Origin of the sequence: Nocardia carnea NBRC 14403, from assembly GCF_000308515.1 — a bacterium.
Classification (GTDB): domain Bacteria; phylum Actinomycetota; class Actinomycetes; order Mycobacteriales; family Mycobacteriaceae; genus Nocardia; species Nocardia carnea.
In genome coordinates, this window is sequence record NZ_BAFV01000055.1 from 1 (window position 1) to 15826 (window position 15826).

Below are 15826 nucleotides of genomic sequence, written 5' to 3' on the forward strand. Positions count from 1 at the left end.
AACCGGCCGGCGCTTCGTGAAGCTGCATGTTCTCCATAGTAGGCGCGACGAACCGGCCGGTCCGCCACGGCGGGGCGGCTTCGCGCTCGGTGAACATCCGGCCGGACCGGTGACGGTCGCCGCGCGGCCGGACGATGCTCCCGGGCCGGGCCGGTGACCGCTCATTTCGCGGACGTACCTGCTCCGTCGGCGGCCACCCACGATTCCACGATGGTGCGGGCGATGGATACCGAGCCCGGCAGCAGCAGCTTCGGCTCCCCCTCCGGAGCGGGGTCGATTCCCGCGCCCGGCCGGGCGGGCCAGCCGCCGGCCGCCAGTGCCGCGTGCACCTCGTCGCGGGTGAACCAGCGTGCCTCGGCGATCTCACCGTCGGTGAACACCAGCGGCTGCTCCGGATCGGCGAGCGCGCAGAAGCCGAGCATCAGCGACCGCGGGAACGGCCACGGTTGGCTGCCGAGATAGCGGATATCGCGGACCGCGAGCCCGACCTCCTCGAGCATCTCCCGTTCGACACAGCGTTCGAGCGATTCGCCGGCCTCGACGAACCCCGCCAGCAGGGAGAACATCGTCGCCGGCCAGCTGTGCTGGCGGGCCAGCAGGACCCGGTCGCCCCCGTCGTGGATCAGGCAGATCACTGCCGGGTCGGTGCGCGGGAAATCCTCCCGGCCGTCCTCGGTCACCCGCGACCACCCGGCCTTGGCGGGGATCATCGGGCTTCCGTCGGCGCCGTGGAACGCCGCCCCGGCATGCCAGTTGATCAACGCGAGTGCGGCGGACAGCACTCCGGCGGTGAAATCGTCGATCCGGCTGTCGGCGAGCTGACGCAGGTCCCGTAGTTCGCCGGTGAGTTCGCGATCACGGACAGCCCACAGGTGCACGCCCTCGTGGACACCGAGAAACACCGCATCCGGGCTCGGCTCGGCCGATAGTTCGGTAGCGGCTTCCCAGACCAGAGCTCCGGATTCGTAGCGCACGGCACCGCGCCGGCCGATCCGTAACAGCCGGGCGGTGGCCCAGCCTTCCTTCAACACATGCGCGTCGCCGCGCAGGTGGTCGGCGCGGTCGAGCGCCGAACGGGACAACAAAGGGATCTGGTTGAGCTCGAATACCGCCACGTCCCGAGACTATCGCGGCGCGAACCGCGGAGTCTGCGGGTCAGCGAGCGCGACGGATATAGAGCAGTTTGTCCCCGGCTTCCAGGGCGTCGACAGCCGGTTCGCCGACCCGGACCAGATCGCCGTCGCGCACCACACCGAGCACGATATCGCTGAGATGGCGCGGCGATCCGCCGACCTCACCCGGTTCGACCTCACGTTCGGCGACCGCGAAACCGTGTTCGGGGGTGAGCAGATCCTCCATCATCTCCACGACACTGGGTGTGGTGGTCGCGATACCGAGCAGCCGGCCGGTGGTCTCCGAGGACACCACCACCGAATCGGCGCCGGATTGGCGCAGCAGGTGGGTGTTCTCCGATTCCCGGATCGAGGCGACGATCTTCGCCTTCTTGGTGATCTCCCGGGCGCTCAGGGTGACCAGCACCGCGGTGTCGTCGCGGTTTGCGGCCACGATGACCGAAGCCGCGTTCTGTACGCCCGCCAATCGCAGGACATCGGATTGCGTGGCCGTCCCGTGCACGGTGACCAGGCCCGCGGTGGCGGCGGCTTCGAGAGCCACGGCGTCGGTGTCGACGACAACGATTTCGGAGGGCTGCACCCCGTCCCCGATCATGGCGTCGATAGCGGTGCGGCCTTTGGTGCCGTACCCGACGACGACGGTGTGATTACGCACGGTGCGCCTCCAACGCTGGATCTTCAAGGCCTGGCGGGAACGTTCGGTGAGCACGGCCAGGGTGGTGCCGACCAGGACGATGAGGAACAGCACCCGCAGCGGTGTGATGACGAAGATATTCACCAACCGCGCTGAATCGGTGACCGGTGCGATATCGCCGTATCCGGTGGTGGACAGCGATACGGTCGCGTAATAGAACGCGTCGAGCAGGTCCACCGAACCGTCGGAATTGTCGTTGTAACCGTCGCGGCCGAGGTAGACGACGATCGCAGCGGTGCACAGCAAACCGATCGCGAACAGCACCCGGCGGGTCAGCGAAATCCACGGACTGCTCTGTGCCTCCGGAATACGCAGCAACCCGACCAGTGCGAAATCCGGACGCTCGCCGCCGAGCCGCCCGCGCCCACCCAACTGGGCGAACCGGGCACTGACCGGGGCTACCATCCGCTACCCCGGGAATTCGACACCCTCAGTCCCTCCGACACAGCTCGGGAGCCTACCCGCTCACAGACCGTGAGGCCCGCTGCGCGCCCCGGCGGTCCACGGGCCGCCTTTTCCCGTATCAACGGATTACGGTGGAGCTCATGGCAGACGACACACCTCCGGGCACCACCCCCGAGCCGGGCCGCACCCCCGCGCTGCGGCTGGCCGCAATCCTCCTGGGGGCCGGGGTCATGCATTTCGTGGCTCCCAAACCGTTCGATTCCATTGTGCCGAAACAGTTGCCGGGGAAAGCGCGCTCATATACGTATTGGTCCGGAGTGGCCGAAATCGGTGTCGGGACCGCATTGTTGATCCCGCGGACCCGGCGGCTCGGCGGGCGGCTCGCCGCTCTGCTGTTCATCGCGGTGTTCCCCGCCAATATCCAGTTCACCGCGGATTCGGTGGGCAACCCGAAGGCACCGTTCGCGCTCAAGGCGATCTCGATGCTGCGCCTGCCCCTGCAGGTGCCGTTGATCACGCAGGCATTGGCGGTGGGTCGGCGGACACCGCGCCGCTGAATACATACCGGCGTTACTGCCGGGATTTCTCGTCCGGAAGGCCGGCGCGTTCCGCCCCCGGTGTGTTCGTGAGCAGTTCGGTGAGTTCCTCGGGCCCGGGCAACCGGTCCGGGGAGACGGTCCGGCCGGTGTGCACATAGTGGAAGGCGGCGCCGACGCGTTTCAGCACCTGCTCTTCGGCCTCGCCGGACCGCGCCGCCAACAGGCGCGCCCAGGCCAGGCGGTAGACGGCCAGCTGCATAGCGACCGCTGGTTCGTCGGCGGGACCGGGTTCGGCGCCGGTTTTCCAGTCGACGACGGTCCAGCCGTCTCCCGGTTCGGCGAAAACGGCGTCCATCCGGCCGCGGATCACGATCCCGGCGATGGTGGTTTCGAACGGCACCTCGATCTCCACCGGTCGGCGTGCCGACCAGCGCGAGGACAAGAACGCCTCCTGCATCCGGGCCAGTTCCACATCGGCCGCTGCGCCGGCGTCCGCGGAGCCGGGCAGATCGTCGAGGCCGGGTAGCTGGTCGGTAGCGAACCAGCGCTGGACCCAGGCGTGGAAGGCGGTGCCGCGGCGGGCCAGTGGATTCGGCGGGTACGGCAGCGGGCGGCGCAGCCGGGCGGCGAGTTTGCCCGGGTCGGCGCGCATTTCGACCAGCGCGGTGGCGGGGAGCTGGCTGGGCAGTTCCACATCGGTGACCGTGGCCGCCGTCGACCGGAATTCGGCGAGCAGCGCATCCACATCGGCCGCCCAGCCGTCCGGATCGTCGTCCGGTTCCGGTTCGGGTGCTCCGGCCGCCAGGTCGGCCAGCGCGGCGTCGACGAGAGCGGCTCCCTCCTCGATATCGGTGCGCCGGGCGCCCAGCGGGTCGTCGGGCCAGGGCGCGGTATCCGGGGTCGCGGCCAGCGGGTTCGTTTCGCCCTCTTCCGGTTCCGGCGCCCAATACGCGATCTCCATCCCGCTGTCCGGCAACTCGGCGGCTGCCTTCACCTCGAGCAGGAACTCCGAGGGACCTTTCGGCTTGTCGCCGGATTCGGGCCAGTGGTGGGCGGAGACCAGCAGTACACGTTCGGTTCTGGTCAGCGCGACATAGAAGAGACGGCGGTCCTCGTCCAGCCGGCGGCGCTGTAGCGCCTTCTTGTGTGCGGTCAGGCAACGCTGCAGGTCGGCACGGTCGGCGCAGTCGGCGAGATCCAGCACCGGCACCCCGTCCGGCGAATCGGCAGTGGCGCGGTCACCACGCAGCGAGGTGGGCAGCTCGGCCAGCGCGCCCAGCCAGGTGTTCACCCCGCGGGTGGACGGGAACACCTCCCTGCACACATGGGGTACCGCGACCACCTCCCATTCCAGGCCTTTGGCCGCGTGCACGGTGAGCACCTGGACGCGGTCCGGGGCGACCTCCACCTCCCCGGGTTCCAGGCCGTTCTCCACCGATTCCGCGGCCGCGAGGAACGCCAGCAACCCACCGAGGCTCGCCCCGGTATCCGCGGCGTAACCAGCGACGACTTCGGCGAAGGCATCCAGATGTTCACGTCCCGCACCGGAACCGGTCAGGGCACGCCGCGCCTGCGCCTCCACACCGACCCCGATGGTGCGCTCCACATCGGCGACCAGTTCGGTCAGCGGCTGCCCGGCTCGTTCCCGCAGCGTCGCCAGTTCCGCGCCCAGCGTGGTGATCCGCCGATATCCGGCGGCCGAATAGCGTTGTGGCGGACCGGGGTCGGCGATCGCATCGGCCAGGCCGGCACGTTCGGCAGGTTCCGGCGCCACCTCGCGCAGCGCCGCGGCCAGTGTGCTCGCATCGGTGATTTCGCCGCCGGGGTCGTGGCCGATCGACAGTTCCCGCGCCCGCCGGGCCAGTGCGGCCAGATCGGCCACGCCGAGTCGCCAGCGGGCGCCGGTGAGGATCCGCACCGCCGCACTGCCGGCCGCCGGGTCGGCGATGAGGCGCAGGGTCGCAACGATATCGGCGACCTCCGGCGTCGCCAGCAACCCGCCGAGACCGACGATCTCCACCGGCAGCCCCTGCGCACGTAACTGTTCGGCGAGCTCGGCGGCATCGGCGTTCCGGCGGATCAGCACCGCCGAGGTGGGCGGTGGCCGCTGCGCATCGCGGGCGCGCGCCCATTCGGCGGCGATCCGCTCGGCGATCCAGCGGCGCTCGCCGGTCACAGTGGCGCACAACGCGAGAGCGAGATCGCCGGGTACGGCCTCGGGTTTGGCCCGCAGCGGATCCACCGTGACCCCGCCGCTCGCACGGGCCGCCGCACGCAGCGGCTCGACGACCATATTCGCCAGGTTCAGCGCCTCCGGCGGGTTACGCCAGCTGGTGAGCAGCGGCAGGACCGGCGCGGGATCGCCCGGTCCGCGCGGGAAATCGGTGGTGAACCTGGGCAGGTTGGCCGCCGACGCACCACGCCACCCGTAGATCGACTGCATGGGATCGCCGACCGCGGTCACCGCCGGCGCCTGCGGTTCGCTGCGCCGGGGGCCACTGCGTTCGGCCGCGTACCCGGCGCCGAACAGGGCCGAGAGCAGGATGCGCTGCGCGTGACCGGTGTCCTGGTATTCGTCGAGCAGGACCAGCCGGAACCGCCCCCGTTCGGCATCGGCGACCTCGCGATGTTCGGCCGCGAGCCGCGCAGCCAGCGACATCTGGGCCCCGAAGTCGAGTGCGCCGCGCTGATGGAGGGTTTCGCGTAGTTGCCGGACCAGCGGCAACAGCGCGACTCGTTCCCGCTGCGCCCGCAGAATCGCCAGCAGCTCCTTGTTCGGTCCACCCCGCTGGCGGGGTCCGGGCGGCAGAGTGTGGACCAGTTTCTCCAGCTCGGTATGCGCTTCGGACAGCTGTTCGGGTTCGACGAGATGTTCGGCGAGCTGACCGGACAGGGCGAGAACTGCCTCGGTGACGGTCAACGGTGCGCGATCGGTCTCCAGATCGCCGTCCCAGCCGCGTACCACCTGATGCGCGACCTGCCACAGCTGGGTTTCGGTGAGCAGCGCCGCCGACGGTTCCACCGGTAGCAGCAACCCGTGTTCGCGAAGCAACCGGCCGGCATAGGAGTGATACGTGCTGATCTCCGGTTCCGCGGCGGTCAAGGTGGTGCGCAACTCGCCGGTGGGGTCCAGATCACGGAGCAGGCGCGAGCCGGCCAGCCGCGCCAGCCGGGTCCGGATCCGGGCGGTGAGCTGCTGGGCGGCCTTCCGGGTGAAGGTCAGGCCCAGCACTTCCTCCGGGGTGACGAGACGATTCGCCACCATCCAGACGACCCGCGCCGCCATGGTCTCGGTTTTCCCCGCCCCCGCACCCGCCACCACCAGCGCCGGACCCGGTGGTGCGGCGATCACCGCGGCCTGTTCCGCGGTCGGCGGAGGTAGGCCGAGCGTGTCGGCCAGCTGCCCCGGTGTGACCCGGGCGCTCACTCGTCGGTCACCTGACGTCCGGCGTCCTGAACCGGGCAGCTGTTCTTCACGGCGCAGTGGCGGCAGCCGTCGTTGCGGATCGCCAGGAAGCCGGGGCCGGCGGTGGTCGCGGCGGCCGTGTGGATCGTGTCCCGCCAGGTCTCGAGAGCTTCGGCGTCGAACGCTGGCTGGACACGTTCCTTCGCGACCCCGCTGGAAGCCGGAAGTCCGACATACACCAGCCGCGCGCCGCCGGGTTCGGGGTCGGCCGTGGTGTCGTCGAGCGCACCCGCGGCCGCCGCGACCTGGTAGGTCGCCAGCTGGGCGTGCTGAGCGGCATCGGCCTCGCTGACCGGGTTCTTCCCCGTTTTCACATCCACGATCACGAACCGGCCCCGGTCGTCACGTTCGAGACGGTCGATCCGGCCGCGGATCCGGACCGCGGGCGTCTCCTCGCCGCGACCGGGCAGTTCGCAATCGACCGGCACCTCGACACCGGCCTGCGTCAGTTCGGCGCGGGTACTGCGTACCCAGGCCACGAACGCGTCCAGCATGGCCTCGGTGCGGCGCAGTTCCTGCCGGGAGTGCCAGCTGGCTTCGGGATCGATACTCGCCCAGCTCCGGGCGAGTTCGGCACGCACCCGGTCGAGCGGGACCCGGCCCGCGAGCGCCTGCACCAGGGTGTGCACCAAGGTTCCCTTCACGGCGTGCGGGTTCTCCCCGTCCGAACCGCCGTGCCGTTCCAGCGCCCAGCGCAGCGGGCAGGTGCGCAGCAGCTCGACCGTCGACGGGGACAGCGCGACCGGCCCGTCGTCGTCCCACAGGGTCTCGGTGGAGCTGAGACCGGGGACGCCGTACCAGTCGCCGGGCGCGGTACCGGGTATCCCGGCCAGTGCCAGCCGGGCCAGCTGCGCGGCTGCGCGGTGACGGCGTTCGGCACCGGCGTCCGGATCGCAGACGATCGCCCGCAGTTCGGCTACCAGCGCATGCAGCGCCAGCACCCGGCCCGGCTCCGCGATCGGGAGAGCGCCCGGCTCCCCGTCGGATTCGCCACCCACCAGTTCGGCCAGGAACCGGGACGGCACCAGATCGCGTTCACCGGTCACCGATTCCACCGCCGTCACCAGCAGTGAACGCCGGGCCCGGCTGCAGGCGAGGAACAGCAGCCGGCGTTCCTCGGCCAGAATCGGCGCGGACCGGCTCACCCGCTCGGTGATACCGGCGACCTGATCCACCAAATCCTCGGTGTGCAACAAGGTGCCGCGGGGACGCGGATCCGGCCAGATCCCCTCCTGGACCCCGGCGACCGCGACGACCTCCCACTCCCGCCCGGCCGCGGCATGTGCACTCAGCAGATCGACGGCCTCGTCCTGCCGCGACCGCGCCGCGCGATCCTGCGCGATCTGCTGCTGGGTCAGGTATTCCACGAAACCCTCGATGGTCGCGCCCGGTAACCGGTCGGTGTAGGCGGCGGCCGCATCGAACAGCGCGACCGCCGCGTCGAGGTCGCGATCGGCCTGCATCCCCGCCGCCCCACCGCGCTCCGACTGCGCCAGCCAGCGCTTCTCCAGCCGCGACCCGGTCCACAGCGCCCACAGCACATCCTCGAGGCTGCCGCCGTCGCGTCGGATCCGGCGGGCGCGGTCGAGCGCGCGCAACGCCCGGTTCAGCGGTGCGAGCTCGACCTCGGTGAGACCCGCGAGAATCCGCTCGTCCCCCGAACCGAGGAGCAGGTCGCGCAGGATATCCACCGAAGGGCGATCGGCAATGGGCCCGGGACCGTCGGCGGTACCGGTATCGCCGACGGCCGTTCTGCCGCCGTCGCCGTCTCCCGGTGCGGCACGACGACCCGCCACCCCGGTGCTGTTCCCGGCCGACACACGTTCGGCGTCCTGGAGACCGACCTCGCTACCGGCCCCATCCGCCGGCCGCGTTTCTTGCGCAGGCAGTGCACCGGTTTCCTCGTTCACGAACTGCCCCGCCGGGTCCGGGACTGCGCCGGGCGACCGATGCGCTTGTACGGTCTCGTGCCGACCGGCAACCGAGCCGGCGCTCCGTATGGAGTCTCGATGGCCCACAGCACGCTGCGCAGCCGGATGAAAGCCGGTCGGCCGCCGATGATCCGGGCCGAGGTGACCGGCGAGGTCGTCCCCGGGCGCGCCGACATGGTTCGAGCCGGACCCTCCGGGCCGGGCCGGGACCCCGGTCTTGTCCACCGGAGCCCGCGGCATGTCGTCGGCAGTCGACGGGGAGCCGGCGGTGTTGTCGCTGCCGCCCGGGCCCGCCGATGTCGATCCGAATCCATCGCCGCCCGAGTGCTCCTGAGGCGAGCTGAACCCGTCGTCTGTTTCGGCGGAAGCCGGCTGCGGCCCGATCTCGTCGTGTTCCCGGCCCGCCGCCAACTGGTGGCCGGCCGCCGTGGGTGCCGTACCTTCGTCGGGAGCATCCGGTGAGGGGGCGAACTCGTCGTCTTCGTCCGGGCGCTCCGGCGGGAGCCCGTCCCACGGGTCGTCGTAGGACCGGTCCCCATCGAGACCGAACCAGTCCGCGTCCTCGGCGTAGCGGACCGTGTCGTCGGCGAGACGGTCCGCGTCACGGAAGAATTCGGGGCGCGGGAAGTCGTCGGGGCGTTGTGCCTGTGTTGATTCCGGGTCGGGGATCGGCGGCTCGTATTCCGGTTCGGTCGGCGCGTATTCGGGATCGGGTAGCGCGTATTCGGGCTCGGACAGGTCGGTTCCCGGTTCGTGCAGCGCACCTCCGGGCTCATGCGGTTCGGCCGCAGCATCTCCGGACTCGCGCGGTTCGCCCGCAGCGTCCCCGGACTCGCGCGGTTCGCCCGCAGCGTCCCCGGACTCGCCCGGTCCGACCGCAGCGTCCCCGGACTCGCCCGGTCCGACCGCAGCGTCCCCGGACTCGCCCGGTCCGACCGCAGCGTCCCCTTTTGTCGGCGCCGATCGGGTGAGTTCGAGGGTGGTGCGCCGGATTCCGCGGCGCAGGCGGCGCATGGCAATCTGATCGGCGCCGCCGAGCGGGCCGCTCAGCAGGTCGAGTGCGTCGTCCGGGCCGAACAGAGATTCCGTGGATCCCGTACCCCGGCGGGCGGCTTCCCCGGCGAGCACGGCGCGCAGCGAAAGCAGCATCCAGGCGGCCCCGCGGCGGCGGGCCAGCGGGGTATCGATCGCCGGCTGCCGGACCGGGACCCCGGCCGCCAGCAGCGCCCGGCGCAAGGGTGGTAGCAGCAGCGGGACCGATCGCACGATCACCGCCATCTCCGACCACGGGACCCCGTCGGTGAGGTGGGCGCGGCGCAATTGGTCCGCGATGAGCGAGGCTTCTTTGGCCGGGCTGCCCAGCACCCGGACCCTGACCTGCGCGGCGGGTGCGGTATCCCCCGCTTCCGGTTCGCCGCGTTCCGCGGGACCCAGGTCGGCGAAAGTCGTGCGATGTGCGGCGCTGCCCGGTAGGCGCGACGCGATACGCGCGGTCGCGGTGTGGATGGCCGGGCCCGAACGGTGGTTGGTGTGCAGGACGATCCGCCGCGCCGCCGGAACCTCGAGGTCGGTCAGGGACCGGGCGTCGGCACCGCGGAAGGTGAAGACGGCCTGGTCGGGGTCACCGGCGATCACGGTGGTTCCGGCGCCTTCGGCGAGGATCCGCACCAGCAGCGCGGCCTGCGGGTCCAGGTGCTGCGCGTCGTCGACCAACAGGCAGCGCAGCCGGGCGCGTTCGGCGGCGAGCAGGTCGGCATCGCCGGCCAGCGCATCGAGCGCAGCGCCCACCAACTCCGCCGCGTTCAATGCCGGCGCCGAGGCCTCCGGCGCGGCCACCCCGACCGACCAGCGCAACAGCATCGCCTGTTCGTAGCGCAGCGCGAACCGGCCGGCCGCCACCCAATCCGGCCGGTCCTGCTGCCGGCCCAGCTCCATCAGGTCCTCCGGGCCGAGCCCGCGTTCGGTGGCGCGCAGCATGAGGTCGCGGAGTTCGTCGGCGAAACCGTCCAGGCTCAGGGCGGGTTGTAGTCGCCGCGGCCACAGGTCACGGGCGCCGGCGGCGATATCGGTGAGGTCGCCGCGCAGCATTTCACGCAGGACGGCGTCCTGTTCGGCGCCGGTGAGCAGCCGCGGCGGCGGGTTTCCGTGCCGCGCGGCCTGGCGGCGCAGGATCCCGAAAGCGTAGGAGTGGATCGTGCGGGCCAGCGGTTCGCGGGTTGCTCCGGAGATCGGCAGTCCGGAAGCTGTACCCGGTAGGGATAGATCGCCCGCCTTGCCGGCCAGGTGATCGGCCTCGGCAGCGGACGCGCCGGTGGCGAGCGGGTGATCGGTTCCGGCGGCGGTGGGCGAATGACCGGCCCCAGCGGGTGTGGACGGGCCACCGGGCCCGGCGACGGTGGCCGAATCGCCGGCCGCCGTCGAGGTGGGGGTCTGATCGGTCCCGGCGGCGGTCGGCGAGCTGCCGTCCGGGAAGAGCCCGTCGTCGGGTGCCGGTTCGGCGAGCGGGAACAGCGCGAGGTCGGCGACGCCGTATCCGTCCGTACCGTTGTCGAACACGGGGGCGCAGGTATCCCAGTGCGCCAACCGCTCCGTGAGCGCATCCCGGGCGGCAGCCGCGGCCTGTTTCGAGTGGGTGAGCAGCAGCACCGACTCCGGATCGGCACCGCCGGCGATCCGCGCGGCCGCCACATCCACCAGCAGCGCCGATTTCCCTGTTCCTGGCCCGCCGAGCACACGCCACAAACGGCCGGAACCGGATTGCGCAAGGGTTGCCGGGGCGGGGGCGAAGAGCGCGCGAATACCGGCGCCCCAGGTCCGAGCCCGGGGAGCCGATGTCCTCCGGCGCACCAGCCGCACCGGCCTATCCGAACGCACCACAACCGCTATTGCAACAGACGGGGCCGACACCGCCGATACCCCGTCGCACCCGCGGGCGCTGCGGGTCGGCCGTACGGCGATAAGAATGTCATCGTGTCCACACTGCATGTTCACCGATTCGGCCCGGTCACCGGCCCGCCGCTGCTGGCCCTGCACGGTCTCACCGGCCACGGCAGGCGCTGGGCCGACCTGGCCACCCGGTTGCTACCCGATATCCGAGTCATCGCACCCGACCTGCGTGGACACGGGCATTCCACCGCGCTGCCGCCCTGGGATCTCGAGACGATCGTGGCGGATCTGGTGGCGTTGCTCACCGCGGAATCCGAGGAACCGGTGCTGGTCGTTGCGCATTCCTTCGGGGGCGCGTGCGCGCTGCGGCTTGCCGAACTACGGCCCGATCTGGTCCGTGGTCTGGTGCTGCTCGATCCGGCGGTCGCGCTCGATCCCGCCTGGCTGCACGAGATCGCCCTGGCCACCCTCGACTCGCCCGATTACACCGACGCCGAGGAAGCCCGGATGGACAAACTCGCCACCGGCTGGGACGCGGCCGACCCGGCACTACTGCAGGCCGAACTCGACGACCATCTCGTCCCGGCACGCGACGGACGGGTCGGGTGGCGGGTGAGCCTGCCGGCGCTGATCGCGTACTGGAGTCAGCTGGCCCGCGAACCGGCGCTACCGCCACCCGATATGCCGACAGTCCTGGTACGCGCCACAAAAGTGGACCCGCCTTTCCTCGCCGAGCCGGTGCAGGCGGTGCTCACCGAGCGGCTGGGCGCGAACCTCACGATCGAGGAGTGGGACTGCGAACATATGGTCGCGCAGATCCTGCCCGAGCGGACCGCGGCGTTGATCCGCGCGGCTCTGTAGTTCCGCGATGGTCACCAGTGACGCACAAGTCGAACACGTCCGGGAATTGGTCGCCTCGATACCGCCGGGCCGGGTCGCCACCTACGGCGATATCGCCGCCGCGGTGGGTTTGTCGACGCCGCGCACGGTGGGCTGGATCATGCGCACCGACTCCGGCGACCTGCCCTGGCACCGGGTTCTCGGCGCCTCCGGGAAACCCGCCGCTCATCTGGCCGAACGGCAGCTGCGACTGCTCGCGGCCGAGGGCGTACCCGTCTCCGACGGCCGGGTCGACCTCCGGACCGCGCGGCACCGGTTCGGCTGAGCCGGTGAAGTGGTCACCGAGCCGGGATATCGTCCCAGACGGCGCATAGCATGAGCGGTATGCCGAATTCCGCGCCCGCCCCGGACGTGATCGTGCTTGCCGGGGGCCGGGCCAGTCGTATGGGTGGCGTCGACAAACCGGGGCTCGTGGTGGGCGGGCGGTCGATGCTGGAAACCGCGCTGGCCGCCGCGGGACCGGGTCGCACGGTGGTCGTCGGCCCACCGCGACCGGAACTCGCCGCATCGATCCTGCAAACCCGCGAACCCGAACCCGGTTCCGGCCCGGTGGCGGCCATCGCGGCCGGTGTGGCCGCGCTCGGTACCGAGGTCACCGCCCATGTGGTCGTCCTCGCCGCGGATATGCCGTTCCTGACCCCCGCAGTGATCGGCGAATTACTGCAGCAGTCTGCGGATTTCGACGCTGTGTTCGCGGCCGACGGCAACGGCCGGCCGCAATACCTGATCGGCGTGTGGCGGTACGAGGCCCTGGCCGCCCGCCTGCGCGAACTCGACACCGTGGTCAATCAGCCGATGAAGGCACTCGTACCCCGACACACGAAAATGGTGACGCTGGCCGGGGTCGACGATTGCGATACACCGGGCGAGATCGATGCCGCCCGCGCAGCGCTCGGTACGAACCGGGTCCCGGCGTGGCACGCCGGCCACGGCGGGCCCCACAGCGCCGCCGACGGTACGGCAGACGGTTCCGGCGACCACGCGACATCCCGGACGGGCACCGCCGAGACACCCGACGACGATCGCGGCGGGGCCGGGCACAGCGGTAGCTCCGGAACAGTCGGCATTCCTCCAGCGCCCGCTGCCGGTGACGCCGGGCCGGCCACTCCCGGTGCCCCAGCGGCGAGAGGTATCGGTACACCGATTCCCACAACGACCGCACAGCCGGTCCCCGGAACCCAGCACCCCGCTGCTGGTGTCCGGGGACCCGCTGGCGGCTCGCCGCTGCCGCTGGACCAGGCCCGCGAAGCCCTGTGCGAGAGCCTGTCCCGGCTTCCCGAACACCGCTACGAGTTGTCCGCTGCCCGAGGCGCAGCGCTGGCCGCTCCGCTCGGCGCGCTCGGCGCCCTGCCGCGGTTCGATGTTTCGGCGATGGACGGCTACGCGGTCCGTGGTGACGGCCCGTGGGAGCTGCGCGCCGATATCGGTTTCGCCGGTGGGCAACGGCCGGACGGTTTACACCCCGGTGAAGCAGTCCGGATCGCCACCGGCGCCCAAGTTCCCGAGGGCACCACCCGTGTCCTGCGCGACGAGTTCGCCCGGTACGACGGCCGGCTGCACCGGCTTCCCGATACTCCGGAGCGTTCCGATATCCGCCGGCGCGGCGAGGACCGCACGCCCGGTGATGTCATCGCACCGGCCGGTTCCGTCGTCACCGCCGCGCTGGTTTCCGCGGCCGCCGCGGTCGAGGTCACCACCGCAACCGTCCGCGGACCGGTCCGCGCCCGCGTCGTCATGACCGGCGACGAAATCCGCAGTACCGGCCCGCTACAAGCCGGTCAGACCCGGGATTCCATCGGGCCGATCCTGCCCGCACTACTCGCCGCGCAGGGAGTACACACCCTCGACCAGGTACATCTTCGCGACACCTCCCACGGTTTCGATCAAGTTTTGGCGACTGCCACCGATTGCGATCTCCTCGTCGTAGTCGGCGCGACCGGCGGTGGCGCCGCCGACCAACTCCGCGGCGCCCTCGACCGCGCCCGAGCCCGAATCCTGGTCCCCCGCCTCGCGCTACGCCCCGGCGGTTCCACCGTGGCAGCCGAACTCCCCTCGATCACAACAGTTCTCGGACTTCCCGGCAACCCGTTCGCCGCAGTCGCCACCCTGCTCACCCTGACCCCCGCTATCGTCGCGGGCCGCACCGGCGCCCACCCACCCCGGCCGCTGATCGGTCCGCTGCACAACGCCACCGAAATCGCCGGACCAGTAACCCGCATCGTCCCCGCCCGCAGCGCGACCGATGGCGGCTGGATCGGCGACCCGACCATCCGAACCGCCCATCTCGGCGGGCTAGTAGACCGCGACGGCGTGGTGATCGTCCCCACTGATGCCCACGACGGAACCCTGGTCGAGTTCATCCCGGCCCCCCGATAGCACCGTCGGGGCAGCAGGGCGACCGCTACGACGCGTTCAGGTACTCGACCACGGCACGGCGTATGACCTCGGCAGCTTTTACCCCGTCGGCCTCGGCACGTGCCGCGAGACGTTCCCGTATCTCGGTGGGAAACCGGACGGAGGTCACCGGCGTGTTTCCCCCCTTGGCCGCATCACCGACCGGTCGTCCGCGATCGAGCACGACCGGATCCCGGTATTCGATCTCGCCCACGACCTCATCGGCGGCCACCGGGTACTCCGCGTAGTCGCGAGCCATGTCCTCGTAGTCTTCGTCGGTCAGTTTCTTGCGGCTCATCACTTCCGTTCCTCCCGTTGCGGTGCCAGGTCCAATGGGTCGATATACGACTCGAGGCCCAGCATTTGCACTTGTTTCGGACGCAGCATCATCGCGTGAAACACGACCATCTCGGCCGGGTCGGACACGTCGGCAATCGTTTCTATCAGGGGTTCGTTGTTGTCATAGCGGCCGATGAACAGCACAAGGTCGGCCCCGGCGCGGCGAGCCGCGATTCGGCCCGAAGTACCGGATAAGAGACAACGGCGCGAATCTCGGCATCGGTGATTCCATGCCGCCGAGCTGCAGAGAGCACTCTGAATCGCATGAATTAAGTGTAATACACTTACCTGCGCGCCGACCAGCTCCTAAACCATGAACGCTGCACACCCTTGACTATGCCGTTACGGCAGGGTTCACCCTGTAGTACAGGTCGGCGAGCAAACGCCGGCAGATCCGATCCGAGGAGCCGATCATGTCCTGGAGTACTCGTGAACTCGCCGAACTCGCCGGCACCAGCGTGCGGACGGTACGGCACTATCACGATGTCGGTCTCCTCGAACAGCCCGAACGCGGCAGCAACGGCTACAAGCGCTACGGCGTCGCGCACCTGCTACGGGTGCTGCGCATCAAACGCCTGGCCGACCTCGGTATCCCCCTGTCCCGGATCGCTGATATGGGTGAGGACGACTATCCGCGCGAATCGCTGCACACGCTGGACGCCGAACTGGCCGCGACCATCGAGCGCCTGCAACGCATCCGCATGGAACTTGCCCTCATCCTCCACCAGGGCACCCACACCGACCTCCCACCCGACCTGACGCCGACCACCGCGGAATTCACCGAGGCCGATCGCTCGTACACCGTCATCCTGAACCGGGTCCTCGGCCCGACCGCCCTGGGTTCGCTGCGCGAAATGCTCACCACCGGCGACGCCGCCGATCCCGCCATGACCGACTTCGACAATCTCCCCGCCGACGCCGACGAACAGACCCGGGAGAAAGTTGCCGAACAGGTCGCACCGTATGCCCGGAAATTACACACCACCTACCCGGACATCACCACGGTCCACGATTCACCGGTCGGCCCCCAACGCGCGGCCCAAGCTCTCGCGCTGGCCCTCAAAGATCTCTACAACGAGGCCCAATTCGACGTCCTCCTCAGGGTGAACCGCATACTCACGGCCTCTGAGCAGGACTGA

General features: G+C 70.4%; 11 protein-coding genes. 5 read left to right on the forward strand and 6 right to left on the reverse strand.

Features of this window, described 5'->3' with window-relative positions:
• Window positions 1-161: 161 nt before the first annotated feature.
• Together nudC and ON22_RS19980 are read right to left on the reverse strand one after the other, a co-directional pair.
• On the reverse strand, window positions 162-1115 hold the full coding sequence (gene nudC, locus ON22_RS19975) for an NAD(+) diphosphatase (protein ID WP_033243198.1): 954 nt from the start codon (window positions 1113-1115) through the stop codon (window positions 162-164).
• A gap of 40 nt (window positions 1116-1155) precedes the next feature.
• The gene (locus tag ON22_RS19980; protein WP_051157860.1) at window positions 1156-2232 is read right to left on the reverse strand and encodes a potassium channel family protein; all 1077 of its coding nucleotides are present in this window, start codon (window positions 2230-2232) and stop codon (window positions 1156-1158) included.
• A 140-nt stretch (window positions 2233-2372) separates the two neighbouring features.
• On the opposite strand from ON22_RS19980, the gene ON22_RS19985 reads away from it, so the two are divergent.
• The gene (locus ON22_RS19985; RefSeq protein ID WP_033243199.1) at window positions 2373-2789 is read left to right on the forward strand and encodes a DoxX family protein; all 417 of its coding nucleotides are present in this window, start codon (window positions 2373-2375) and stop codon (window positions 2787-2789) included.
• A 13-nt stretch (window positions 2790-2802) separates the two neighbouring features.
• Here ON22_RS19985 and ON22_RS19990 read toward each other — a convergent pair whose 3' ends face one another.
• Together ON22_RS19990 and ON22_RS35815 are read right to left on the reverse strand one after the other, a co-directional pair.
• Window positions 2803-6198, reverse strand: a complete 3396-nt coding sequence (locus ON22_RS19990) for an ATP-dependent helicase (RefSeq protein ID WP_051157861.1) — start codon at window positions 6196-6198, stop codon at window positions 2803-2805.
• Window positions 6195-10901: a PD-(D/E)XK nuclease family protein gene (locus ON22_RS35815; protein ID WP_231508379.1), complete on the reverse strand. Its 4707-nt coding sequence runs from the start codon at window positions 10899-10901 to the stop codon at window positions 6195-6197. The genes ON22_RS19990 and ON22_RS35815 overlap by 4 nt, the downstream gene beginning before the upstream one ends.
• A gap of 237 nt (window positions 10902-11138) precedes the next feature.
• On the opposite strand from ON22_RS35815, the gene ON22_RS20005 reads away from it, so the two are divergent.
• From ON22_RS20005 to ON22_RS37600, 3 genes are read left to right on the forward strand one after another with little or no spacing between them, the layout of a single operon-like run.
• Window positions 11139-11915 carry an alpha/beta fold hydrolase gene (locus ON22_RS20005; protein WP_033243200.1) on the forward strand — a complete coding sequence of 259 codons (777 nt, stop codon included), beginning with the start codon at window positions 11139-11141 and terminating at the stop codon, window positions 11913-11915.
• A 7-nt stretch (window positions 11916-11922) separates the two neighbouring features.
• Window positions 11923-12219: an MGMT family protein gene (locus ON22_RS20010; protein WP_033243201.1), complete on the forward strand. Its 297-nt coding sequence runs from the start codon at window positions 11923-11925 to the stop codon at window positions 12217-12219.
• Between the two features lie 59 nt (window positions 12220-12278).
• Window positions 12279-14330 carry an NTP transferase domain-containing protein gene (locus ON22_RS37600; RefSeq protein WP_231508381.1) on the forward strand — a complete coding sequence of 684 codons (2052 nt, stop codon included), beginning with the start codon at window positions 12279-12281 and terminating at the stop codon, window positions 14328-14330.
• Between the two features lie 25 nt (window positions 14331-14355).
• Here the strand turns inward: ON22_RS37600 and ON22_RS20020 are convergent, their stop codons facing one another.
• Both ON22_RS20020 and ON22_RS20025 read right to left on the reverse strand, forming a co-directional pair.
• Complete coding sequence (locus ON22_RS20020) at window positions 14356-14646, reverse strand: ribbon-helix-helix domain-containing protein (RefSeq protein ID WP_033243203.1); 291 nt, start codon at window positions 14644-14646, stop codon at window positions 14356-14358.
• Window positions 14646-14831, reverse strand: a complete 186-nt coding sequence (locus ON22_RS20025) for a hypothetical protein (RefSeq protein ID WP_033243204.1) — start codon at window positions 14829-14831, stop codon at window positions 14646-14648. The genes ON22_RS20020 and ON22_RS20025 overlap by 1 nt, the downstream gene beginning before the upstream one ends.
• Before the next feature lie 269 nt (window positions 14832-15100).
• On the opposite strand from ON22_RS20025, the gene ON22_RS20030 reads away from it, so the two are divergent.
• Window positions 15101-15826 carry a MerR family transcriptional regulator gene (locus ON22_RS20030; protein ID WP_033243205.1) on the forward strand — a complete coding sequence of 242 codons (726 nt, stop codon included), beginning with the start codon at window positions 15101-15103 and terminating at the stop codon, window positions 15824-15826.

Coding starts and splice junctions, on each gene's coding strand:
- ON22_RS37600 (WP_231508381.1), top strand. CDS start 12,279: ATGCCGAATTCCGCGCCCGCCCCGGACGTGATCGTGCTTGCCGGGGGC.
- ON22_RS20010 (WP_033243201.1), top strand. CDS start 11,923: ATGGTCACCAGTGACGCACAAGTCGAACACGTCCGGGAATTGGTCGCC.
- ON22_RS20030 (WP_033243205.1), top strand. CDS start 15,101: ATGTCCTGGAGTACTCGTGAACTCGCCGAACTCGCCGGCACCAGCGTG.
- ON22_RS20020 (WP_033243203.1), bottom strand. CDS start 14,646: ATGAGCCGCAAGAAACTGACCGACGAAGACTACGAGGACATGGCTCGC.
- ON22_RS19985 (WP_033243199.1), top strand. CDS start 2,373: ATGGCAGACGACACACCTCCGGGCACCACCCCCGAGCCGGGCCGCACC.
- ON22_RS19980 (WP_051157860.1), bottom strand. CDS start 2,232: ATGGTAGCCCCGGTCAGTGCCCGGTTCGCCCAGTTGGGTGGGCGCGGG.